Origin of the sequence: Flavitalea plasmicola (assembly GCF_030546645.1) — a bacterium.
In the GTDB taxonomy this organism is placed as follows: domain Bacteria; phylum Bacteroidota; class Bacteroidia; order Chitinophagales; family Chitinophagaceae; genus Puia.
Map to the genome: position 1 here is coordinate 661,036 of NZ_JAUOTO010000006.1, position 22,517 is coordinate 683,552.

Genomic DNA, 22,517 nt, shown 5'->3' on the forward strand with positions numbered 1-22,517 from the left:
GCAAATATTAGTAAAAGACCTCAATCACCCATGATAAAATTTCCAGTGGACTTATTTTCTGCTTATCAGCTTCATTTTCAATATACGAACGTCCTGTAAGGGTCTGTCGTTCGGCCGTCCGCTGGTGGGCACGGCAGCAATCGAATCCACTACTTCCATGCCCCGTATCACCTCTCCGAATACGGTATAATGCTGATCGAGATGCGGCGCCCCTCCCTTCGTCTGGTAAACTTCCCGTTCCGCAGCCGGTATCTTCCTGCCTTTCAGGCGAAAGGTTTCCACTGAATCCAATCCGGCAGGAGTGAATACCTTTCCCTGGACGATATAGAACTGACTACCACTGCTGGCTTGTTGAGGATTAACGTCATCCCCTTCTCTGGCCGCTGCCAGCGCCCCTCGTTGGTGAAAAAGGGTAGGGCGGAACTCTGCCGGGATAGTATAGGATGGCCCTCCGTCCCCCAGGCTGGCGCCTGTCACCGCATGCTTGCTGGTAGGATCTCCCGCCTGGATCATAAAGCGCTGGATGACACGATGGAATAATAGGCTGTCATAGTAACCTTTTTTCACCAGTGACAGGAAATTGTCGCGGTGCAGCGGGGTAGAATCCGAGAGACGAAGGACTACTGTCCCCCGGGTAGTGACCATTTCTATGTCCTTGTGAAGGTCATTCTTCCGCAAGCCATTGGCAAGCCTGGGATTACAGGAAAAGATCAGAAGGGCGGCAACGACACCCGTTAAGTATTTAAGCATAGATTAGATGCCAGCGTTCTCGAAGTATAATAATATGTGGTCCTTCAGGAAGTTCTCCTGCTGCGGCATGGTCATGACGGGAAGGGCCTTCAGCTGTGTGAAGTGTGGCCAGCCATCCTCGTCCACCCGGTCCAGCTCATAGTAACCGCTTTGCCGGAATAAGGAGCATATGGCGATATGCATAAGATCCTGCTTTTGCTCTTTCGAAAATTTCTTTCGGATATCCCCGAACTCCTGGACGCCGATAAGGAATAAAATGGCTTCCATATCGGGCTTCTTCCCGAATCTTTCCACCAATTGGGCTTCCAGGTTCCACCACCGCATCTGCAGGTCATCTTGCGCTTGTTGCATCCTGCAAAGATACTTATATTTTTTCCACCGTCACCGCAGTCCCATAGGCCAGCACTTCCGTCACACCATTCATCACCTCATTGGCGTCATAACGCATATTGATGATCGCATTGGCGCCTCTCTCGGCGGCATGCTGCATCATGTATTGAAAAGCCTCTTCCCGGGTCTTTTCACAGAGGTCCACATAGATGGAGATCTGCCCTCCAAAAAGGGTCTGCAGGCCACCGGCGATATTACCCAGGACGCTGCGGCTGCGGACAGTAATGCCCCGCACCACGCCCAGGTTACGTGTGATACGATAGCCCTCAAGTGCTGTGCTGGTGGTGATCATCGTTTGGTCGAGCATATAACAGGTTTTGGTGTGAGTTCAGATAAAATTACGCTTTTACAATACTATCTTTACCAAAAATTTCATTAGATGTTACAGTTGGCAGTTATTCGTCAGGATCCGGCGTTTGTAAAGGAAAGACTGAGCGTGAGGAATTTCCCGGAAACGGACCTGGTAGATACGATCGTACAGCTTGATGACCAGCGCAAAAAGCTCCAGCTGGAAGCAGACACCACCCAGTCCGGAATAAACACACTTTCCAGGGAAATAGGACAGCTGATGGCCAAGGGGGCAAAACAGGAGGCAGAAGCAAAAAAACAGGAAGTTGCCTCGCTGAAGACCTCTCTGTCTCCCATCACTGAAAAGCTTGCAGCTGTGGAAGAAGAATTGAACAGCACACTGATAAAATTACCCAATCTGCCCGCTGCCCTTGTCCCACGGGGGAAAACACCAGCGGACAATATTACGATCCGGGAAGGCGGAAAGAAACCTGCCCTGCCCGCAGGCGCACAGCCGCACTGGGACCTGGCAAAAAAATATGAGCTCATCGACTTCGAGCTGGGCAATAAGATCACAGGCAGCGGATTCCCTGTATATATCAACAAGGGTGCAAAGCTGCAAAGGGCCCTCATCCAGTATTTCCTGGATTACAATACCGCCGCAGGCTATACGGAATACCAGCCTCCCATCATGGTGAATGAGGCTTCCGCCCGTGGCACGGGTCAATTGCCTGATAAGGAAGGTCAAATGTACCACGTTACCCTGGACAACCTGTACCTGATACCGACGGCGGAAGTGCCGGTGACCAATATCTATAGGGATGAGATCCTGAAAGAAGCGCAGCTGCCGTTGAAGATGACCGCTTATACACCTTGTTTTCGCAGGGAGGCAGGCAGCTACGGAAAGGATGTACGTGGCCTCAATCGCTTGCACCAGTTCGATAAAGTGGAAGTAGTCCAGCTCGTGCATCCGGAAAAAAGCTATGAGGTCCTGGAAGAGATGGTAGCGCATGTTGAAAAATTATTACAATCCCTGGAGCTGCCTTACCGCATTCTGCGGCTCTGCGGAGGCGACATGGGTTTCACTTCTGCCATGACCTATGACTTTGAGGTCTATAGCGCCGCCCAGGAAAAATGGTTGGAGGTCAGCTCCGTCAGTAACTTCGAAGCATTTCAGACGAATAGGATGAAGATCCGTTTCAAGGATGGCGGTGGGAAGACCCAGCTGGTCCATTCTTTGAATGGCAGCTCCCTCGCACTGCCCCGTATTGTCGCATGTCTCCTGGAAAATCATCAGGCGACGGATCATATCGCCTTGCCCAAAGCATTGCATAATTATTTCGGAGCGGAGAAGATTTGAATTTTTTCTTCCGGCGATTGCCTGCAACGGTTCGCCGCGTCCTGTGTGACAAAGCTCATCAGTGCTGCACGGCCTCGCAATTTTAAGAATCGTTTAATCTTATAGATAAATATTTGTGAAAGACAGTGCAACGGTTATGAACATAGTTTTATTCCCGCAATCTTTACTGCAATAAATATTTTATCTAGTATGAAAAAACATTTTTATCTGCTGGCCGCCGGCCTCTTCACTGTATGCATTGCCAACGCACAAATTAAGAAAGGAGATATTTTGCTGGGAGGAAATGTCAATTTCAACACGTCGAACGTAAAGCCTGACAGTTATGCCAGCGATCAAACTTTCTTCGCCATCTCCCCTTCCATTGCTAAGGCTGTTAAGGACGACCTCATCGTAGGCCTGACCCTTTCCTATGCACATACCAGAACTAAGGGTGGCACTCCTTCCACTATTTCCACCATCGACAGCTATGGACTGGGCGTTTTTGTGCGCAGGTATAAGAGCCTGGGCGCCAACTTTGCCCTCTTTGCGGAAGGCAACCTGTCCGGAGCCTATCAGCAGAATAATAGCTATCCGGACGGCGCACCGAAGCCCCCTGCGAACAAAGGCTATTCCATCAATGCCGGATTCTATCCGGGCATCGCGTATTTCATCAGCCGGCATGTGCAGGTGGAGACCGGTATGCAGAACTTGTTTTATGCCCAATACGGACATTCCAAATTGGGAGATGGTGCTGACAATGTGAAATCAAATTCTTTTAGTCTCGGTACCGGTCTTAATAAGACCCTCGACAATTTCGTCGTCGGCATCAAATGGATCATCTAAGTCAGGCTGGACAAACGCAAAAATGTATAGCAGGCGGTCCCATGACCGCCTGCTTCATTCTTTTATTTTGAGGAAAGTCTTGCCGATAACAGGATGTTTACCAGCCTTGTTTTGCTATACCAGCCTTGATGGCGGCCAGCGCTTTTTCTTCTCCGAGCAGGGTGGTCAGCTTATTGCCTTTACCATCATTCCCCTGGGCCATATAAGCACCTTTTGCAGTTTTAGTGATCACTGCATCCTGGATGGGTACATTTTTTTCTTTCGTCTTGACATTGTAGGCCGTAAGTGTTACCGTTGACATGATTAATTGATTTAGTGTCTGATGTTTACACGCAAGATTAGTACCAAATATTGTAATATTACGCCATTTGCCCCAGTTGACGGGAAAAAAATCATCTCCCGGGGCCGGCCGTGCTCGATTACACGTCCAGCTTGGCATATTTTGCATGCGATTCGATGAAGTCCCTTCTTGGCGCCACTTCATCTCCCATAAGCATGCTGAAGATACGATCGGCCTCCGCGGCGCTTTCAATCGTCACCTGCTTCAAGGTCCTGGTATTAGGATTCATGGTAGTTTCCCAAAGTTGTTCCGCATTCATCTCTCCCAACCCTTTATAGCGTTGTACAGTGACGCTGTCCTCTTTCCCGCCGGCTAGCTTCTCTACCCATCCTCTCCGCTGCTCCTCATTCCAGGCATAAGATTGTTCTTTACCTTTCTTCACTAAATACAAGGGGGGTTGTGCGATATATACATATCCCTGCTCCACCATCTCTTTCATATAGCGATAGATGAAGGTGAGAATAAGCGTGGCGATATGGCTGCCGTCGACGTCGGCATCGGTCATGATGATGACTTTGTGATAGCGCAGCTTCGACAGGTTCAATGCCTTGGGATCTTCGGCTGTGCCCACCGTTACTCCCAGTGCCGTATACATGTTGCGGATTTCTTCGTTCTCATAGATCTTGTGCTCCATGGCTTTTTCCACATTCAGGATCTTACCACGCAGTGGGAGGATCGCCTGGAAGCTGCGGTCGCGGCCCTGCTTGGCAGTGCCGCCGGCCGAGTCGCCTTCGACCAGGTAGAGCTCGCAACGTTCGGGGTCGCGGTCTGAACAGTCCGCCAGCTTTCCGGGCAGTCCGCCGCCGCTCAGTACGCTTTTTCTTTGCACCAGCTCCCGGGCCTTCTTAGCCGCTGCACGGGCCTGGGCGGCCAGAATTACTTTCTGAATGATATTCTTGGCTTCCCTTGGATTTTCCTCCAGGAAAGAGTCAAGTGCTTTTGAAACCGTGGAATCCACAACGCCGCTGACCTCGTTATTTCCCAGCTTGGTCTTTGTCTGTCCTTCAAACTGCGGCTCGGGAACTTTCACCGAGACAATGGTGCTGAGGCCTTCCCGGAAATCATCTCCCTCGATCTCTACCTTGGCCTTTTCAAAAAGTCCCTGCTTCTCGCCATAGGATTTAAATACACGGGTAAGCGCCCGGCGAAAGCCGGCCACGTGCGTACCGCCTTCGATGGTATTGATGTTATTGACGTATGAATAGATATGCTCGCTGTAGCTGTCGTTATAGGTCAGCGCAACTTCCACGGATACATTGGTGGCCTCATCCCGCCCCTCCACAAAGATGATGTTGGGGATCAGGGGCGTACGACCTGCATTCTTATCCAGCATTTCTACGAATTCCGTAATGCCGCCTTCGCTGTAAAAAGTCTTGGTGTAAGTGCTGCCATCTTCTTCTTTCTCCCGGAGATCGTTCAGGATGATGCGTACTCCCCTGTTGAGGAACGACAGCTCCCGCAGACGGCCTTCCAGGATATCCTTATTGTAAGTGGTAGTGATGAAGATACTGGCATCGGGCCAGAACTGAATGGTAGTGCCCGTCTTATCGCTTATGCCAATCTCGCGCACGGGATATTGAGGGACCCCGATCTTGTAAGCCTGCTCGAAAATTTTCCCTTCGCGGTAAACAGTAGCGTGCAGGTCGGAGCTGAGCGCGTTGACGCAGCTGACACCCACTCCATGCAATCCCCCGGAAACCTTGTAAGTGTTCTTGTCGAATTTACCACCGGCATGGAGGATCGTCATCACCATCTCCAGGGCGCTCTTCTTCTCTTTGGTGTTGATACCCGTAGGGATACCGCGACCATCGTCTTCGACCGTTATCGAATTGTCTTCATGGATCGTGACATTGATATTCTTGCAATAGCCTGCCAGCGCCTCGTCAATGGAGTTGTCCACTACCTCATATACCAGGTGGTGAAGACCTTTCACACCGATGTCGCCGATATACATGGCAGGACGCTTGCGAACGGCTTCCAATCCCTCCAGAACCTGGATACTATCTGCCCCATATCCATTACTTGCGGCGGTTAGGATTTCCTCTGTTTGTTCACTCATATTTGGTTGAAAATATTGTCGTTAACAATAAATTAATAAGGCCTGCAAATGTAAGCAAATTAAGGGGTTTTGGACGATTTGATATCCCCATTTTAGGCTCATTTTAGGCTTTTTACTGACATTCTTCCGGTAGTCCCAACCCCACACTCCAATCAGCCGCATTCCTGTCATTTTCACCCCCTTCCGGCTCTCCTGCGTCATCGTTTTGTCAAAAGATCCATTTCTACATAACCAAACCCCCATCCTGCCTGTATTCTTCCCGGCATTGCTTAGATCGACGAACATAAATTCATAATTCTGACCTAAATTTGCGGCTTATGTACCAGGCGCCTGATATACTGATGATGGCTTACAAGCAACCTGTCATGCAGGGACAGCTGGCATTACTGGATGAAAAAGAACGACATATACCTGGTTCGGTACAATACACCATCAAAAGGTACAACAAGCACCCCCAATGGAACCTCGACGATTTGGGCATGCTCGTCTACCACTGTAAGAAGGACGACCCCTCCCAGAATTACCTCGAACTGAGATTTTGCATAGCCGGCAACGTGTATTGCCGGAAAAATAGCGTCGAATGCAACGCCTGTAAGGTCAACGAAACTCCCGGCTGCTCGGAACGGGTCGATACTGTGGATGTCCTTAGCTTCCGCTTCCTGGCCGTCCACCTCTCGCAGTTCGGAAAACCTCGTAAGCCCGAAAGCACACTTAGCCAGGACGTCCTGGACTTTCGCCATCCTTCCTCCTTTTCGAAAATACTGTCTCTTTGTGGAAGGACCCGCCTGGTGCTGGAAGCCCTCCTGAACCATAGCTATACGGACAGCATGGAGAACATCTTCATCAATGCCCAAAGCCAGATGCTGCTGTTATATAGCCTGGAATGCATGGTCGGTGAAAAAGACGTGGAAGGATTCCAATGTAAATTCCTGGCGAATGAAGCGGACAGGGAAAAGATCATCAGGGCCAGGGAAGTGCTCCTTCAGCACATCGGTGAACCCCTCACCATCAAGGAGCTCAGCCGCAAAGTGGCGATCAATGAATGCTATCTGAAAAAAGGTTTCAAGGAAATGTTCGGCACCACGATCTTCGACTTCTACCAGAGCCAGCGGATGGAACACGCGCGCTATCTCTTGTATGAAAAAGGATTAAGCGTCACCGAAGTATCCATCATGCTGGGTTACTCCTCCATCTCCCACTTCTCCACCGCTTTCAAGAAACATACGGGATTGAAGCCTTGTGAATTGCTGTTACACTAACTCTTCCAGGCTCTCCTTCACGGCATGGATCGTAGCGTCTAGGTCCTCCTTTTGCAACGCATTGTTCAGGAACCAGCTCTCAAAAGCACTGGGCGGCAAATAGACGCCCCTTTTCAGCAACGAGTGGAAAAAGGTCTTGAACCGTGCATTATTGGCTGCCGAGGCGGATGCAAAGTCCGTAACGGGGTGCTCACTGAAATGTACGCTGATCATGGACCCCATCTGATTGATCTGGTAAGGCTGTCCCCACGCGCCCAATACCTTATCCAGTCCATCCCTCAGATAAAGTGTTTTTTCCTCCAGTTCCGTATAAATAGAAGGGTTCTGCTTCAATTCCTTTAGGAGCGTATACCCTGCTATCATGGCAATGGGATTGCCGCTCAGCGTACCGGCCTGGTAGACATTACCCAACGGAGCGATGTGCTGCATGATCTCCTTTCTTCCGCCAAATGCCCCAACAGGCATGCCCCCTCCGATGACCTTTCCATAGGTCAGCAGGTCCGCACGGATCCCCAATCGCTCCTGGGCGCCTCCCGGCGCAAGCCGGAAACCCGTCATCACCTCATCCAGGATCAGCACGATGCCTTCCAGGTCGCAAATGCTCCGTAGCCCTTCCAGGAATCCCGGTCTGGGCAGGATACAGCCCATATTGCCAGCCACCGGCTCCACGATGATGGCTGCGATCTCTCCCTGGTGGGCAGCCGTGATCTTCTTCACGGCCTCCAGGTCGTTGTAAGCCGCTGTCAGGGTGTCCTGTGCCACACCCGGGGTTACGCCGGGAACAGTCTGGATGTTAAAGGTCGCCACCCCGCTGCCCGCCTTTACCAGGAAAGGGTCTGCATGCCCATGATAATGGCCTTCGAATTTTATGATCTTATTCCTGCCCGTATATCCCCTTGCCAGCCGGATGGCGCTCATACACGCCTCTGTACCGCTGCTCACCATACGGATCAGATCCACATTGGGCGCCATGCTGATGATCAGCTCCGCCATCTCCACTTCCAGCAGGGTAGGCGCCCCATAAGAGGTGGAATATATGGCATACTCCTGAATGGCCTTTACCACAGGCTGCCAGGCATGTCCCAGGATCATCGGCCCCCACGAGGCGATGTAGTCGATGTACCGGCGTCCATCCACGTCATAGAGATAGGCACCTTCGGCCTTTTGCATGAAGATGGGAGTGCCTCCAACGCTGCGGAAGGCGCGGACAGGAGAGTTGACGCCGCCTGGAATGCTTTGCTGGGCCCTTTCAAAAAGTTGCTGGCTCTTTTCGTACATATGCTTAGTTCTGTAATTATATATTAATCAATAAGATCCGCAATAGCGGCGGCTTTTTTGGTAGCCTTGAATTCAATGATCCGGTAGTCCGACAACCCATTGATATAAAATGGATCCTCTCCGATGATGGAAAGAACGGCCTCCCTCGAAGACGCCATCGCCAGGATAATGCCGCCCTTCCTGGGCACCTGGGCCCCGGCCGCAATAAATACGCCGGCAGTAAAATACTTATCCAGGAAATCCCTGTGCGCCGTCAGGAATTGATCGATCTCCGCGTTGGGAACCTTATAGGTCAATTCGATGATGAACATAGCTTCTAAATATTTAAAAGTTTGGCCGCATCTTTCGCAAAATAGGTAGCTATTAGATCCGCGCCTGCCCGTTTGATAGAAGTTAGGGTTTCCAGGATCGCCTTTTCTTCATTTATCCAGCCCATCCTCGCGGCAGCCTTGATCATCGCATACTCCCCACTGATATTATAAGCGCTAACGGGCACCTCCACCGCATTCTTCACTTCCCGGATAATGTCCAGGTAGGGCAGGGCAGGCTTGACCATAACAATGTCGGCGCCTTCTTCCACGTCCATCTGCGCTTCTTTGACAGCTTCCAGCCTGTTGGCATAATCCATCTGGTAGGTCTTCTTGTCCCCAAAGCCCGGCGCAGAATCCAGCGCGTCCCGAAAAGGTCCGTAGAAGCAGGATGCATATTTCGCGCTGTAAGCCATGATACCTGTTTGCGTAAAACCATTCTCTTCAAGTCCCTGGCGGATCGCGCCGATCCTTCCGTCCATCATGTCGCTGGGCGCCACGAAGTCAGCCCCAGCGTCCGCATGACTAAGGCTCATTCTGACCAATGCGGCTACCGTAGGGTCGTTGACGATCTCGCCATTTTCCACTATCCCGTCATGACCATAGGAGGAATAAGGGTCCAGCGCAACGTCCGTCATTACCACTATCTCCGGAACGGCATCCTTAATGGCCCGAATGCTCGTTTGCATCAGTCCGTTAGGGTTCCAGGCCTCCTTACCTGTATTGTCTTTCAGCTCATCCCGGCATTTGATGAAAAGCAGCACGCTCCGGATACCCAGACCCCATAGCTCTTTCACTTCTTTCACCGTGCCATCGATGCTGCGGCGGAAATACCCGGGCATGGAGGAGATCTCATGCTGCTGCCCTTTCCCTTCGTCGATGAAAAGAGGGACGATGAAATCCTGGGGAGTGAGCAGGGTCTCCGCCACCATCGCGCGGATAGCGGCGGTCTTACGTAGAATGCGATTGCGCCTTTGCAGATACATATATAAATTCCTTTTTTACATTGATCTTCATGCCATCCAGTCCCGCGGATGGAGACAGGCATCCAGCAGCTCGGCCTCCGGCGTTCCCGGTTGAGGCCGATAATTATATCCCCAACGGGCTCTGGGCGGCAGACTCATCAGGATGCTCTCCGTACGTCCCTGTGTCTTTAGGCCGAACAAGGTCCCGCGATCATGGACCAGGTTGAATTCCACATAACGCCCCCGCCGGATCTCCTGCCACTCTTTTTCCCTTTCACCATATGGTATGTCTTTCCTGCGCAGGACAATGGGAACATAAGCAGGCAGGAACGAATTTCCGCAGGCCTGTTGGAAAGCAAACCATCTATCAGCTTCCGCAGCATCTGCCGGACGCAGGTGATCGTAAAATACCCCGCCGATGCCGCGCATTTCATTATCGCGATGCCTGTTGACAAAATATTCGTCACACCATTTTTTGTAAAGGGGATATTTCTCATTGCCAAATGGCTCCATGGCCTCCCGCAGCACACCGTGAAAATGCCGGGCATCTTCTTCAAAGAGATAATAAGGGGTAAGATCGGAGCCTCCTCCAAACCATCTGTCGGAGACATTGCCTTCTTCATCGTATAATTCAAAATATCGCCAGTTGGCATGGGTGGTAGGCACATAAGGGTTCAGTGGATGGATCACCAGGGAAAGTCCGCAGGCAAACCATTTGGCAGCGCTGCCGTCTCCCGGACTTCCCAGCTTCAGCTGACCCCGCATCATATCGGTGACCTCACCCCAGACCACAGAAGTATTGACACCGCCTTTCTCCAAGACATTCCCATCGGCAATAACCCTGGTTATACCGCCGCCGCCGCCCTCCCGCTCCCATTCATCCGTGGCAAAACGTGCCTTGCCGTCCAGGCCTTCAAGTGCCCCGCAAATGGTATCCTGCAGTGCATGGATATAGCTGATCCATTTCTCGCGGAAGGCATGCGTGTCCGTCTTAAAAGGCATTGCGTCCATCCTGTTGATTTAAAAAGTCCGATAATTCTTCACCGCCTGGACAAAAGCCCTTGCATGATCCACCGGTATTTCCGGCAGGATGCCATGTCCCAGGTTGGCAATGTGCCGGGTGCCTGAAAAGGCAGCCATCATCGTTTTCACTTCCTGCTCGATGACAGGGATAGGCGACATCAGTTTAGCAGGGTCGAAATTTCCCTGCAGCGTCACATTCGCACCTGCCAGCTGCCTGGCCATGGCCGGGCGGATACACCAGTCAATGCCCAACCCCTGCGCGCCCGTGGCCGCCATTCCTTCCAGGGAAGAAAAGGCGCCTTTTGCAAATATGATAGTAGGGATCACATCTTTCAGCGCCGCCACGATCTGGCGGATATAACGAAGAGAAAGGTTTTCGAAATCATCCGGACCCAGCAGCCCGCCCCAGGAGTCGAAGATTTGCACCACGTCAGCGCCCGCCTTTGCCTGCCCTTTCAGATAGGCAATGGTAGTGTCCGTGATCATCTGCAGTAGCCGGTGCGCCGTCCCGGGCTGCGTATAGCAAAATGCCTTTGCTTCATCAAAAGTCTTAGAGCCTTTCCCTTGTACCATATAGCACAGCAGCGTCCAGGGCGCGCCCGCAAAACCGATCAGGGGTACCCGGCCGTCCAGTGTCTTTTTGGTGAGTCGAAGGGCATCGAATACATAGCCAAGCGTTTCATCTACGTCGGGCAGGTGTAACCGTTGAAGATCTTTTTCCTGTTTTACCGGGTCCGGCAGGAAAGGCCCTTTGCCTTCCACCATCTGCACTTCCAGCCCCATGGCTTGCGGTACAACCAGGATGTCGGAAAAGATGATCGCGGCATCCACACCTACCTGCTCCACCGGCTGTATGGTAATCTCCGTCGCTAGCTCGGGCGTTTGACAACGTTCAAAAAAAGAATATTTTTCTTTCAGCTTCATATAATCCGGGAGATAGCGGCCCGCTTGCCGCATCATCCAGACAGGTGTACGTTCTGTTTCCTCTCCTCTCAGCGTCCTTAATAGTAAGTCGTTCTTTAGTTGGCTCATATATTCGTTTGAAAATGCTCGATGATTTGTTGTACCAGCGCTTCTTTCACCGGGGATCCGCTGATGATCACCGGGTTCGTGCAATACCCTCGAATGGCCTGAGCCGTTGTGCTTCCAATGGCAAAAAGCGGCGTCTCGCCACCGGCAATATTGACTGAAAAAAAACTATGCACCGCGCTGGGACTGAAAAATGCAATGCCGTCATAGGGCCTTTCCACGTAGTGCGGCGTCTGTGTCGTACGGTAGACCACCAGTTCATTGACATGTACGCCCGCTGCTGACAATTTATCAGGCAATTCATCCCTGCGCTGGTCCCCGCAAAAGAAAAAGACCTCGGCAGGGTGATGGCCAGGGGCCTCATCCGCTGGCGCTGCCCCTGAAAGAGACCGCCGCAGGACCACATCCGCCAGTTCCGCCGCAGAAGGGGCCTTCCCCGCAATCGCGTCCGCCCCGAAATGCTCATGCACTGATTGCCTTGACGCTGCACCGATGCAAAAGATCTCCCAAGGAACCTTCGATCCAACCATTGCTGCCACAGCCTCCACCGCATTCACGCTGGTAAATACAGCCGTCAATGGCTGGTGGCTCAGTTCCCTGACCCGCCGCTGCAACCCTTCCTCCTTCACCGGTGCCGTTGAAATGAACGATTGCGTGTCAATGACGATACCACAAGCCTTCGCATGCGCCAATAGGCCGGTGTCCAGGGGGCGGGTCGATAATATATGTGCTGGTTCGCTCATTTTCCGGTGGCCGGGCTTTTACCTGCCTCGCGAATACCGTCTGCAATAGCCTTCCCTCCCCTTTCCAGTAACTCTTCAGCAGCGGTCTTTCCCAAGCCCGCTGCTTTATCTACGGGAAGGATCTTTTCGATCTCCACTTTCCGGCTGCCATCCAATGACAGGATAGAACCCCTGAAATAAAGCTCTTCATTCTCTATTTCCGCCAACGCGCTGATGGGAGTAGAACATCCTCCCAGCAGAACACGAAGGAACTCCCTTTCCGTCTTTACGCAAAAGGCGGTAGTCACGTCGTTCAGCGGCTGGCATACATGGAAAGCCGTTTCGTCCACGGACCTGCATACCACCATAATAGCGCCTTGTGCCGGTGCAGGCAGCATCCAGTCCAACAGTACGCTGTTTTCAGGGCGCAGATGGATACGCTCCAGCCCCGCCTGGGCAAATATGGCAGCGTCCCAGCGCTCTTCCTTCAGCTTTTTCAATCGCGTGTTGACATTACCCCGGAGATTATGCACCTGGTGGTTGGGGTATTTGTGCAGCCACTGCGCCTTGCGGCGAATGCTGCTCGTAGCAATGTGAGCTATGTAATCCTTTTGCCGGAAAAGGGCCGGATCATTATTGTAGACCAGCAGGTCGTAGACGGGGCCCCTTTTCAGCACGGCAGCCTGTTGCAGCCCTTCCGGCAGCTGCGTGGGGACATCCTTCATGGAATGTACGGCTACATCGATCCGTCCGCTCAGCAAGGCGGCGTCAAGGCTGCGGGTAAACACGCCCTGGACACCCATTTCATACAGTGGTGTCTTCAGGTCGATGTCACCTTCGCTTTTAATGAACACCAGCTCTGCGGCTGTGCCTTCCCGTGCTAATAATTCCTTAACCTGGGTAGCTTGCCAGACAGCGAGTTGACTCTCTCTTGTGCCTATCCGGATCGGTGTTTGCATGCAAAATTTAGTTTAGCCCACAGCCTTTGCCGAAGTTGCGGTCCATTGGGGGCCTATGGCGATGTATTCGTTGATCGCCTCTATATAATGACAGCCACCTTTGTTATGCTGGCGCATTTTGGTGGCCATGCCGTTGATCACGCGTTGTATCTGCTCATCCGTATGGACAGTGGAAGGAAAAGATTCTCCCGAAAGCCGGCTGAATACTGGGCATGAATGCAGCTCTTTCAGCTTTGTCTTCACGGCTTTCAATACGGGGACATACTTGCGCATATCATGCCACTCCAGCAGCTCATCGATGTGCTCGGCGATGATAGCCTTTGCCTTCGGGACCTCTGCTTCCCTCTTTTGGAGCGTCTCGTCCTTCAGCTTTGACAGCTCGTCTACGTTCACCAGGGTTATACCCGGCAATTCGCCGGCAGACTTTTCTATATTGCAGGGGATGGAAAGGTCGATGAGCAGCTTGGCTCCCTTACCCTCCAGATGCGTGCGCAGCAATGTGGGCTGTTCCGCATTCGTGGCAACCAGGATGATATCGGACTCACCGATGTATTTCGCAGCATCCTCCAAGGGAGCATAGCTAAGACCCATTTCCGAAGCCAGGCTGGCGGCCCTTTCTTCCGTACGGTTGATCAGGGTGATATTCCGGGTGCCAAGATAATCCACCATATTGCGGCATGTATTCCGGCCTATCTTGCCGACGCCGATCAGCAGGATCTTTTCGCCTTCCACACGCCCTATTCGTTCCTTTATGTATTGAATCGCGGCAAAGGAGACGGACACCGTCCCGCCGCTGAGCGCCGTCTGGTTCTTGATGGATTTTGAGGATTGCAGCACACAATTTACCAGCCTTTCCGTAAAAGCGCCGATGAACCCTCGTTCCCGGGCAAATTTCACCGCAGTCTTGATCTGACCCACAATCTCATAATCTCCCAGGATCTGGGAATCCAGTCCGGCAGATACCTGGAAGAGATGCTCCACCGCTTCCAGGCCATTCTTAATATAAGCTATTTTCGAAAAAGTTGCAGGATCCCCGGTGGTTTGCGTACACAGCAGGTTGATCAGATGCGCAGGCTCTTCGGCAAACCCGTATATTTCTGTCCGGTTGCAGGTGGACAAAATAAAAAGCTCGTGTAAATGGTGGGCAGGCGCCAGGGTAAGTATCTTCTCATATTGTTCCGCGCTGATGGCAAACCGACCTCTGATAGCCGCATCCGTCTTTTTATAATTGATCCCGGCTATGAAGAATTTAGAGATATCAGTCGACTTGTTGGCCATTACATCAGCTTGTTGAAATATGTACGCAAAATTAGTTGCAAGGGTTCCTATTACACGAATTTTTCTGTCATTAGACTGTCATTTAAATCCATGATCTTTTATCTGGAACCGCCTAATCCGGAAACAAATATAGGTTCCAGCCGTCAGGGAACTATGATTTAGGTCAGCCAGCCGCCTGAGAACAATCAATCGGGTCAATTTGGGCCTAAATCCCTTTTGTCACCATACATTTGCCAATTATGACAAAATCACCGGTGAAGCGCGCCATCATATTACTGAATCTGGGATCACCCGATTCCACGGAGGCGCCCGATGTGAAACGCTACCTGACAGAGTTCCTTATGGATGGCAAGGTCATTGATTACCCCTGGCTGTTTCGTAAAATACTCGTGCAAGGTATTATCATACCCTCGCGTACCGCTAATTCGGCAGAGGCATACAAGACCATCTGGACCAACGATGGATCGCCCCTGATCCACCTCACCCGCCAGCTGCAGCAGGCATTACAGCAGCAGGTGGACGAACCCGTTGAAATAGCCATGCGCTACGGCAATCCAGGTATGGAGCTTGCCTATGAACGCCTCCTGGCAAAAGTTCCGGACCTGGAAGAGGTCATCGCCATCCCGCTCTATCCGCATTACGCCATGGCAAGCTATGAGACGGCAGTGGACCACGCCAAAGAGATCCATCGCAAAAAGAACTATTCATTCGGCCTGCGGTTCGTCCGCCCATTCTACAATGAACCGCATTATTTACAGGCACTGAGCGAAAAGATCCGCCCTTACCTTTCGAAAGATTACGATCATATATTATTTAGCTACCACGGAGTGCCTGCCCGTCATATCAGAAAATCAGACCCCACCCACCGGCACTGTCTCTCGTCGGCGGACTGCTGTGACCTTCCCTCGCTGGCTCACAGCCGTTGCTATCGTCACCAGTGTTTTGCCACGACAAAGGAAGTAGTACGCATCCTGGATATCCCCGAAGGCAAGTACAGTAATTCCTTTCAATCCCGGCTGGGTAAAGGATGGCTGGAACCTTTCACGGACATCCGGCTCGAAGAAATGCCCAGGGAAGGGATAAAGAAATTGCTGATCCTTTGCCCCGCTTTTGTCAGCGATTGCCTGGAGACGCTGGAAGAGATCGCTATCAGAGGAAAGGAGACATTCATGGAGGCCGGCGGAGAACAATATGAAATGATCCCTTGCCTGAATGCAGATCCGCTGTGGGTCCAGGCCCTGGCAGGCTGGACAAAAGAGATCGGGACAGGCAGCCAGGAGATGATCCTTAAATAATCAATTCCTATGTATAGTTACATCAAAGCGCTCCACATTATTTTCATCGTCACCTGGTTTAGCGGTCTTTTCTACATGGTCCGTCTCTTCATTTATAATGCCGAGGCGGCAGAAAAGCCCGAGCCGGAAAAAACTATCCTACAGCAGCAGTACAGGATCATGATCCGCCGGCTGTGGCTGATCATCACCTGGCCATCCGCCATCTTTACCCTCATCTTCGGACCCTGGGTCATGGGAATGATGGGCGCCCTCCCCACTTGGCTGATCATTAAATTAGGCTTTGTTGTGGGACTTTATCTCTATCATTTCTCTCTCCAGGCCATCTATCGCCAGCAAATGAAAGGTATCTTCCGGTGGTCTTCCCAGCAATTGCGCATCTGGAACGAAATAGCCACTATTTTCCTGGTGGCCATCGTCATGCTGGTCGTAGTGAAGCAAAATATGAGCTGGGCCTGGGGTTTGGCCGGGCTTTTCGGCTTTGTCATCATCCTGATGAGCGCCGTGCGCATCTATAAAACCATAAGAACCAAGAAATAGCCGCGAGCGATGAGCCATGAGCGTTGAACTAAATAAACCCTGGCTCACAGCTCGAAGCTAGTAGCTCGCAGCTTGTGGTTTGTGGCACAAAAAAGCCCTCCCGACGCTGAGGTCGGGAGGGTTTTTTCTATTCCGGGGTAAAAAGGTAGTTTTTCAGGAAACTGAAATCTTTAAAATTCGGTAATCGGAGGAATTGGGATCAACAAAACGACATTTTTGAGGCTGGTGCTTGTCGAACGGGTTCTTGCAAAGGCAATATCAGAGATTAAAAACGGGTGGTTACGGACGAGAAAGACTCGATAAGGTAGAATAAAAAGAATTTACACGGAATAAGGCAGGTCAGGAATGTACGGAGGGAAGTTTTAAAAAGGAAGGGGAGTAGGAATACCCCCCTTTTTAACCCCTAAACCCTAAACCGTAGAAAGAGTTAACTTAATGTCAATGTTTTCAACAACTTATAACATTAAGGATTTTAATTTCTTTATTTATATGAGCTAGAAGGTGCGTACACCCTTTATCGTCGTTGTTTCTGAGAGTAGTTAACCATAAATTATGCCAAAGCCTGACAATGTGGATAACTGAAACGAGGCTAAACAGGCTAAAAAAATCCTTTTGCAAATCTTTAACAATTAGTCAAAAAGCGATAGTTAAGCGCCTTAAACTGTCCAAACCCTGCCGGCGCGCCATTGGCCCCAATTTCGTAACTTTGCACCCCCAAAGAGAATCAAAGTTATGCCCAACAAATATAAGGAATATCAGCAGTTGAACCTCCCTGCCATCAGCCAGGAGATACTGGCCAAATGGGAGGCCGAACGGGCTTTTGAAAGGAGCGTGGAATTGAGAGCAGGAGCCACTCCCTTCGTATTTTATGAAGGTCCCCCCAGCGCCAATGGTATGCCTGGCATTCACCACGTCATTAGCCGGACATTAAAGGACCTGGTATGCCGCTATAAGACCATGAAAGGTTTCCAGGTCAAACGCAAAGGCGGATGGGATACCCATGGCCTTCCCGTGGAACTGGGCGTGGAAAAGATGTTGGGCATCACCAAAGAAGACATCGGTAAAAAAATATCCATCGCGGAATACAATGAGACCTGTCGTCGGGAGGTGTTGAAATACAAGGATAAATGGGACGAACTGACGCGCCGGATGGGCTATTGGGTCGACCTGAAAGAACCCTATATCACCTTCCAGAACGAGTATATCGAGACCCTCTGGTGGATCCTGAACGAACTATATAATAAAGACCTGCTATACGAAAGCGTAAGCATACAGCCCTACTCGCCTGCCGCGGGTACGGGCCTCAGCTCCCATGAGTTAAACCAGCCGGGTACCTATAAGGACGTTAAAGACACTTCGGCCGTGGTAATGTTCAAAGCCATCCGGAACAAAGAAAGCGAATTCCTCTTTAAGGCGGCAGCAGCTGGCGCCGAGATTTTCTTTATGGCGTGGACAACCACTCCCTGGACCCTTCCTTCCAACCTGGGCCTCACTGTCGGACCGAACATAGATTACGTCCTGGTAAAAACCTTTAACCCTTATACCCACCTTCCTATAAATATTGTTCTTGCCAAAGCCCTGGTAAGCAAATATTTTAAGCCCGAAGGCGAGAACATTGATCCTGAGGGGTATAAAGAAGGGGATAAGCTGCTCCCCTGGACGGTCCTGGCTGAATGCAAAGGAAAGGACCTGGAAGAATGCCGCTATGAACAGTTACTGCCCTACGAAGCCAACGCGCCCGAAAAAGCCGGGGGCGACCCTTTCCGCGTTATCCTGGGAGACTTCGTCACGACGGAAGATGGCACGGGCATCGTACATACAGCCCCCGCCTTCGGTGCAGATGACTTTAAAGTGGGGAAGAAGTATAATATAGGTATCCTGGTCATGGTGGACAGGCAGGGTAAGTTCATAGACGGCCTGGGCGAATTTAGCAACCGCTATGTAAAGAACTATAAGGATGACCCGCAGTATGTCGACGTCAATGTGGACATCAGTGTCAAGCTGAAAAAAGAGAACAGGGCCTTTAAGATCGAAAAATACGAACACAACTACCCCCACTGCTGGAGAACGGACAAGCCCATACTCTATTATCCCCTCGATGCCTGGTTCATAAGGACTACAGCACTGAAGGACAGGATGGTAGAGCTGAATAAAACCATTAACTGGAAACCCAGGTCCACAGGTGAAGGCCGCTTTGGCAACTGGCTGGAAAATATGGTAGACTGGAATCTCAGCCGCAGCCGATATTGGGGGACCCCCCTCCCTATCTGGAGGACGGAAGACGGCAAGGAGGAAATATGCATCGGCTCCATTGCAGCCCTCCGGGCGGAACTGGATAAATCCGTCAAGGCTGGTCTCATGCCACCTCCTGTCGGAGATGACGTCGAAAAATACATTCAAAAGCTCACTTCAGACCTGCACAAACCTTTCGTGGATGAGATAATATTTGTGTCCCCCGGCGGCAAACCCATGCGGAGAGTGCCAGATCTCATCGACGTATGGTTCGACAGCGGCGCAATGCCCTACGCACAATGGCATTTCCCCTTTGAGAACATCGATACCTTTGCCCAAAACTATCCTGCCGACTTCATTGCCGAAGGAGTGGACCAGACAAGAGGCTGGTTTTATACTCTCCATGCACTGGCAGCCCTGCTGAAAGAGTCCATTCACGAAAAACTGAAGGCCTCAGGCGTCCCGGCAGCAGACCTGGAGCGGCTATACCCCGGCATCGCCTATAAAACAGTGGTATCCAATGGCCTGGTCCTGGATAAGAATGGAAATAAGATGAGCAAGCGCCTGGGTAATGTAGTGGACCCCTTTAAGACCATCGGCGATTTCGGGGCCGATGCCACCCGTTGGTACCTGATCACCAATGCTTCCCCCTGGGACAGCATGAAATTTGACATTGACGGTATCAAAGAAACACAACGGAAATTCTTCGGGACCCTTTACAATACCTACCAGTTCTTTGCCCTCTATGCCAATGTGGATGGCTTTAATTTTCAGGAAGCCTATGTGCCTTTGAAAGACAGACCCGAGATTGATCGCTGGATACTTTCTTCCCTCAATACATTGATCGCCAAAGTGGGAGCAGGCCTGGACGACTATGAGCCGACCGTTGCCGGCCGTTTGATCGAGGATTTTGTGGACGAACACCTCAGCAACTGGTATGTGCGCCTCAGCCGCCGCCGTTTCTGGAAGGGTGACTATGGCCACGACAAACTTTGCGCCTATCAGACCCTTTACGAATGCCTGGAGACAGTAGCCCGCCTGATGGCCCCCGTCTCCCCTTTCTTCGCAGACTGGCTTTTCTGTAACCTCAACAGCGCCACCGGACGGAACAAAGCCGCTTCCATTCATCACACCGACTTCCCTGAAGCCGACGAAAGTGTGATAGATGTCCCGCTGGAAGAGCGGATGCAGCTGGCCCAGGACGCTTCCTCCCTGGTGTTGTCCTTACGTAAGAAGGTGAATATCAAGGTGCGGCAGCCACTGCAAAAAGTGCTCATCCCTGTTCTGAATCCCGGGATGAAACACCAGCTGGAAAAAGTCGAGGACCTGGTAAAGGCAGAAGTTAACGTGAAGGAGCTGCAATACCTTTCCGATGGTGACGGGTTTATAAAAAAGAAGATAAAGCCCAATTTTATTGCTCTTGGGAAGAAGCTGGGATCTAAAATGAAGGCCGTCAGCACAGCATTAGGCGCCTTTTCGCAGGAAGATATAGCAAAATTGGAAAAAGAAGGCATATATACTTTGTCAATTGAAAGCGAACCATTAATATTGAAGATTAATGAAGTGGAGATAACCAGCGAGGACATTCCAGGCTGGGTTGTGGCCGGAAAAGACACACTCACAGTGGCCCTGGACGTCACCGTAACTCCAGAACTGGCCCGCGAAGGTAATGCCCGCGAATTTGTCAATCGGATCCAGAAGATCCGGAAAGACAATGGCTATGAATTGACCGACAGAATTTTAGTAAAAGTCGCTGACGTACCCGCCCTTAAGGATTCCTTGACTCAATTTAATGACTATATTTGCTCGGAAATTTTGGCAGATTCTATCGAGTTGGTAGCGGAACTGGCTAATGGCACTGAAATTGAAGTGAATGATATTCTTTTAAAAGTGTTTGTTTCAAAAAAAGCCTAATTGTATGGCAACCAAGAAGAAAGCGGCTAAGCCCGCCAAAAAACCTACTCCCAATGGCAAAAAAATAGCGCCGGCTAAAAAAGCGGCCGCGAAACCTGCCCACTCGTCAGGTGCCGGCAAAGCAGTTAAAAAAGCCCCGGTAGCTAAGAGCCCTGCCAGACCGGTGGTAGCAGCAAAGAAGGTTGCCCCTCCCGCACCGGCTAAAAAGCCTGTGGTCGTCCCTGCTAAGAAGTCAACTGCATCCAATATTTCGAAACCCATTTCAAAACCACAGCCCGCTGCTCCTCCTCCGGTGGCCACCACTAAACCGGTCCCCAAAGAAGAGGTCAAAAAGGCTATAATCCCCCCTCCGCCCCCTGTGTCGATCAAACCTGAAGTAAAAAAACCGGCTCCTCCACCCGCTAAACCAACCAAGGTGGTGATACCGGAAATTAAGACAAAAACGGTTCGTAAATATGAACCGGAATTCACAAAATCTGTTTTAGATACACCACAAGAAGATCAAACTGGACCCACTATGAGATACAGCGACGCAGAACTCGGAGAATTCAGAGAGCTAATAAACCGTAAGCTGGACGCGGCTAAGAAAGAACTGGCCTACCTGCAGGGATTGATCACTCGCAAGGACGAAATGGGAGGAGACAACGATGACGCACGTTACATGACCATGGAAGACGGAAGTATGAGCATGGAACGCGAGCAGCTGAGCCAGATGGCCAGCCGCCAGATCACATTTATCGACCATCTCGAAAAAGCCATCATGCGCATTGAAAATAAGACCTACGGTATTTGTCGCGTGACAGGCAAGCTCATCGATAAAGCAAGGTTGAGAGCCGTGCCCCATGCTACGCTCTCCATCGAAGCCAAGCAAATGATGAATAAGTAGCCGATAGCCGGTTAACTCCCGGCTAGCTCTCTTTCAATTCTGACCGCGCCTGCGCAATCCAGGCACGGCTGTCCCTTCTCTCCCTCGAGCTGAGATGAGGGGCTTCGTCTACCATATCCATAAATACCTGCATTGCTTCCTGGCCCCTCCCCGCCCTTTTCAAAAAGAACCCGTATTGCAGCCTTGCTTCGAAATAGGAGAATCGCGCTTTCATTTTCTTAAACTCCTGCTCCGCCAGCACTGGCTCACCCACCTTTTCCAACGCCATGGCATATAATATATGCCCCCGGCTACGGGCAAACTGCGGTCGGTGATATACCTTCTTCGCCAGCGGCACGATACGGGCGTAATCCCCCTTGGCATTACACGCCGTGATCAGCTGCACAATGACATGCTCATTCTCCTCGAAAGCACCCGTAAGACTGGATTCATATAATTCAATGGCATCGTCCGTATACCCGGCAGCCAGATAAGCGTCCGCCAGCATCACCCTGTTATTGAATGTATCCGTAAATTTTAAATTATTCTCCAGCCTCCTGATCCGGGCACTCTTGCTGACAAGAACACCTGAGATACCTTCCTGCCAATCCTTCCGATGATGAAGCGTAAAAACCTCCGTAAATAAATAGGCAATGCTACCGATGACGGGCACGAAGACGATCATCCAGATCCACTTGTTCTGCGTACCCCGCCTCAAACAATGGATAGCGCATATGGCCTGCAATCCGACAGTGATATAATAAAAATAACTATTTTGGAAAAACATGGGCATAAACGAAAGGGTTGGGCCCTCAAAAATAAAAATCCATTGGATTTCTACAAG

At 51.0% G+C, this 22,517-nt stretch carries 22 protein-coding genes; 7 read left to right on the top strand and 15 right to left on the bottom strand.

All coding sequences use genetic code 11. The features are described from left to right. Positions 1-51 precede the first annotated feature (51 nt). From Q4E93_RS24505 to Q4E93_RS24515, 3 genes are read right to left on the bottom strand one after another with little or no spacing between them, the layout of a single operon-like run. Entirely contained in the window at positions 52-750 is a 699-nt protein-coding gene (locus Q4E93_RS24505; RefSeq protein WP_303589827.1) for a peptidylprolyl isomerase, read from the bottom strand. A 3-nt stretch (positions 751-753) separates the two neighbouring features. Then, entirely contained in the window at positions 754-1,101 is a 348-nt protein-coding gene (locus Q4E93_RS24510; RefSeq protein WP_303589829.1) for a hypothetical protein, read from the bottom strand. Positions 1,102-1,114: 13 nt separating this feature from the next. Next, entirely contained in the window at positions 1,115-1,447 is a 333-nt protein-coding gene (locus tag Q4E93_RS24515; RefSeq protein WP_303589831.1) for a YbjQ family protein, read from the bottom strand. A gap of 72 nt (positions 1,448-1,519) precedes the next feature. On the opposite strand from Q4E93_RS24515, the gene serS reads away from it, so the two are divergent. Together serS and Q4E93_RS24525 are read left to right on the top strand one after the other, a co-directional pair. After that, on the top strand, positions 1,520-2,788 hold the full coding sequence (gene serS / locus Q4E93_RS24520; RefSeq protein WP_303589832.1) for a serine--tRNA ligase: 1,269 nt from the start codon (positions 1,520-1,522) through the stop codon (positions 2,786-2,788). A 189-nt stretch (positions 2,789-2,977) separates the two neighbouring features. Beyond that, on the top strand, positions 2,978-3,610 hold the full coding sequence (locus tag Q4E93_RS24525; protein WP_303589834.1) for an autotransporter outer membrane beta-barrel domain-containing protein: 633 nt from the start codon (positions 2,978-2,980) through the stop codon (positions 3,608-3,610). A 97-nt stretch (positions 3,611-3,707) separates the two neighbouring features. Here the strand turns inward: Q4E93_RS24525 and Q4E93_RS24530 are convergent, their stop codons facing one another. Both Q4E93_RS24530 and gyrB read right to left on the bottom strand, forming a co-directional pair. After that, positions 3,708-3,911, bottom strand: a complete 204-nt coding sequence (locus Q4E93_RS24530) for a hypothetical protein (protein ID WP_303589836.1) — start codon at positions 3,909-3,911, stop codon at positions 3,708-3,710. 118 nt (positions 3,912-4,029) lie between these two features. Beyond that, entirely contained in the window at positions 4,030-6,009 is a 1,980-nt protein-coding gene (gene gyrB / locus Q4E93_RS24535) for a DNA topoisomerase (ATP-hydrolyzing) subunit B (RefSeq protein WP_303589838.1), read from the bottom strand. 317 nt (positions 6,010-6,326) lie between these two features. Between gyrB and Q4E93_RS24540 the strand changes: the two genes are divergently transcribed. Beyond that, a complete protein-coding gene (locus Q4E93_RS24540; protein ID WP_303589839.1) occupies positions 6,327-7,268 on the top strand; it encodes a helix-turn-helix domain-containing protein in 942 nt (313 codons plus the stop codon). On the opposite strand, the gene hemL is transcribed toward Q4E93_RS24540, so the two are convergent. The 8 genes from hemL to hemA are packed head-to-tail and all read right to left on the bottom strand — an operon-like array spanning position 7,260 to position 14,830. Continuing rightward, entirely contained in the window at positions 7,260-8,546 is a 1,287-nt protein-coding gene (hemL, locus tag Q4E93_RS24545; RefSeq protein WP_303589841.1) for a glutamate-1-semialdehyde 2,1-aminomutase, read from the bottom strand. The two genes, Q4E93_RS24540 and hemL, sit on opposite strands and share 9 nt — an antisense overlap. A gap of 23 nt (positions 8,547-8,569) precedes the next feature. Beyond that, complete coding sequence (locus Q4E93_RS24550) at positions 8,570-8,857, bottom strand: YciI family protein (protein WP_303589843.1); 288 nt, start codon at positions 8,855-8,857, stop codon at positions 8,570-8,572. 5 nt (positions 8,858-8,862) lie between these two features. Further along, the gene (hemB, locus tag Q4E93_RS24555; protein WP_303589845.1) at positions 8,863-9,840 is read right to left on the bottom strand and encodes a porphobilinogen synthase; all 978 of its coding nucleotides are present in this window, start codon (positions 9,838-9,840) and stop codon (positions 8,863-8,865) included. A 27-nt stretch (positions 9,841-9,867) separates the two neighbouring features. Then, positions 9,868-10,830: an oxygen-dependent coproporphyrinogen oxidase gene (gene hemF, locus Q4E93_RS24560; RefSeq protein WP_303589847.1), complete on the bottom strand. Its 963-nt coding sequence runs from the start codon at positions 10,828-10,830 to the stop codon at positions 9,868-9,870. A 9-nt stretch (positions 10,831-10,839) separates the two neighbouring features. Beyond that, positions 10,840-11,874: a uroporphyrinogen decarboxylase gene (gene hemE, locus Q4E93_RS24565; RefSeq protein ID WP_303589848.1), complete on the bottom strand. Its 1,035-nt coding sequence runs from the start codon at positions 11,872-11,874 to the stop codon at positions 10,840-10,842. Further along, positions 11,871-12,614, bottom strand: coding sequence for a uroporphyrinogen-III synthase (locus Q4E93_RS24570; RefSeq protein ID WP_303589849.1), 744 nt, complete (start codon positions 12,612-12,614; stop codon positions 11,871-11,873). Before Q4E93_RS24570 ends, hemE begins: the two co-directional genes overlap by 4 nt. Beyond that, on the bottom strand, positions 12,611-13,552 hold the full coding sequence (hemC, locus tag Q4E93_RS24575; protein WP_303589851.1) for a hydroxymethylbilane synthase: 942 nt from the start codon (positions 13,550-13,552) through the stop codon (positions 12,611-12,613). The genes Q4E93_RS24570 and hemC overlap by 4 nt, the downstream gene beginning before the upstream one ends. Positions 13,553-13,564: 12 nt before the next feature. Then, entirely contained in the window at positions 13,565-14,830 is a 1,266-nt protein-coding gene (hemA, locus tag Q4E93_RS24580) for a glutamyl-tRNA reductase (protein WP_303589853.1), read from the bottom strand. A gap of 239 nt (positions 14,831-15,069) precedes the next feature. Between hemA and hemH the strand changes: the two genes are divergently transcribed. The 3 genes from hemH (at position 15,070) to ileS (ending at position 20,808) form a co-directional block, all read left to right on the top strand. Next, positions 15,070-16,125, top strand: a complete 1,056-nt coding sequence (gene hemH, locus Q4E93_RS24585) for a ferrochelatase (protein ID WP_303589854.1) — start codon at positions 15,070-15,072, stop codon at positions 16,123-16,125. 9 nt (positions 16,126-16,134) lie between these two features. Beyond that, positions 16,135-16,662, top strand: coding sequence for a CopD family protein (locus Q4E93_RS24590; protein WP_303589856.1), 528 nt, complete (start codon positions 16,135-16,137; stop codon positions 16,660-16,662). A gap of 732 nt (positions 16,663-17,394) precedes the next feature. Further along, positions 17,395-20,808, top strand: coding sequence for an isoleucine--tRNA ligase (ileS, locus tag Q4E93_RS24595; protein ID WP_303589858.1), 3,414 nt, complete (start codon positions 17,395-17,397; stop codon positions 20,806-20,808). On the opposite strand, the gene Q4E93_RS24600 is transcribed toward ileS, so the two are convergent. Beyond that, positions 20,794-21,279 carry a hypothetical protein gene (locus tag Q4E93_RS24600; protein ID WP_303589860.1) on the bottom strand — a complete coding sequence of 162 codons (486 nt, stop codon included), beginning with the start codon at positions 21,277-21,279 and terminating at the stop codon, positions 20,794-20,796. The two genes, ileS and Q4E93_RS24600, sit on opposite strands and share 15 nt — an antisense overlap. 46 nt (positions 21,280-21,325) lie before the next feature. On the opposite strand from Q4E93_RS24600, the gene Q4E93_RS24605 reads away from it, so the two are divergent. Beyond that, positions 21,326-21,694, top strand: a complete 369-nt coding sequence (locus Q4E93_RS24605; protein ID WP_303589862.1) for a TraR/DksA family transcriptional regulator — start codon at positions 21,326-21,328, stop codon at positions 21,692-21,694. Positions 21,695-21,716: 22 nt separating this feature from the next. Here Q4E93_RS24605 and Q4E93_RS24610 read toward each other — a convergent pair whose 3' ends face one another. Then, a complete protein-coding gene (locus Q4E93_RS24610; protein WP_303589864.1) occupies positions 21,717-22,466 on the bottom strand; it encodes a PLDc N-terminal domain-containing protein in 750 nt (249 codons plus the stop codon). Positions 22,467-22,517: the final 51 nt, after the last annotated feature.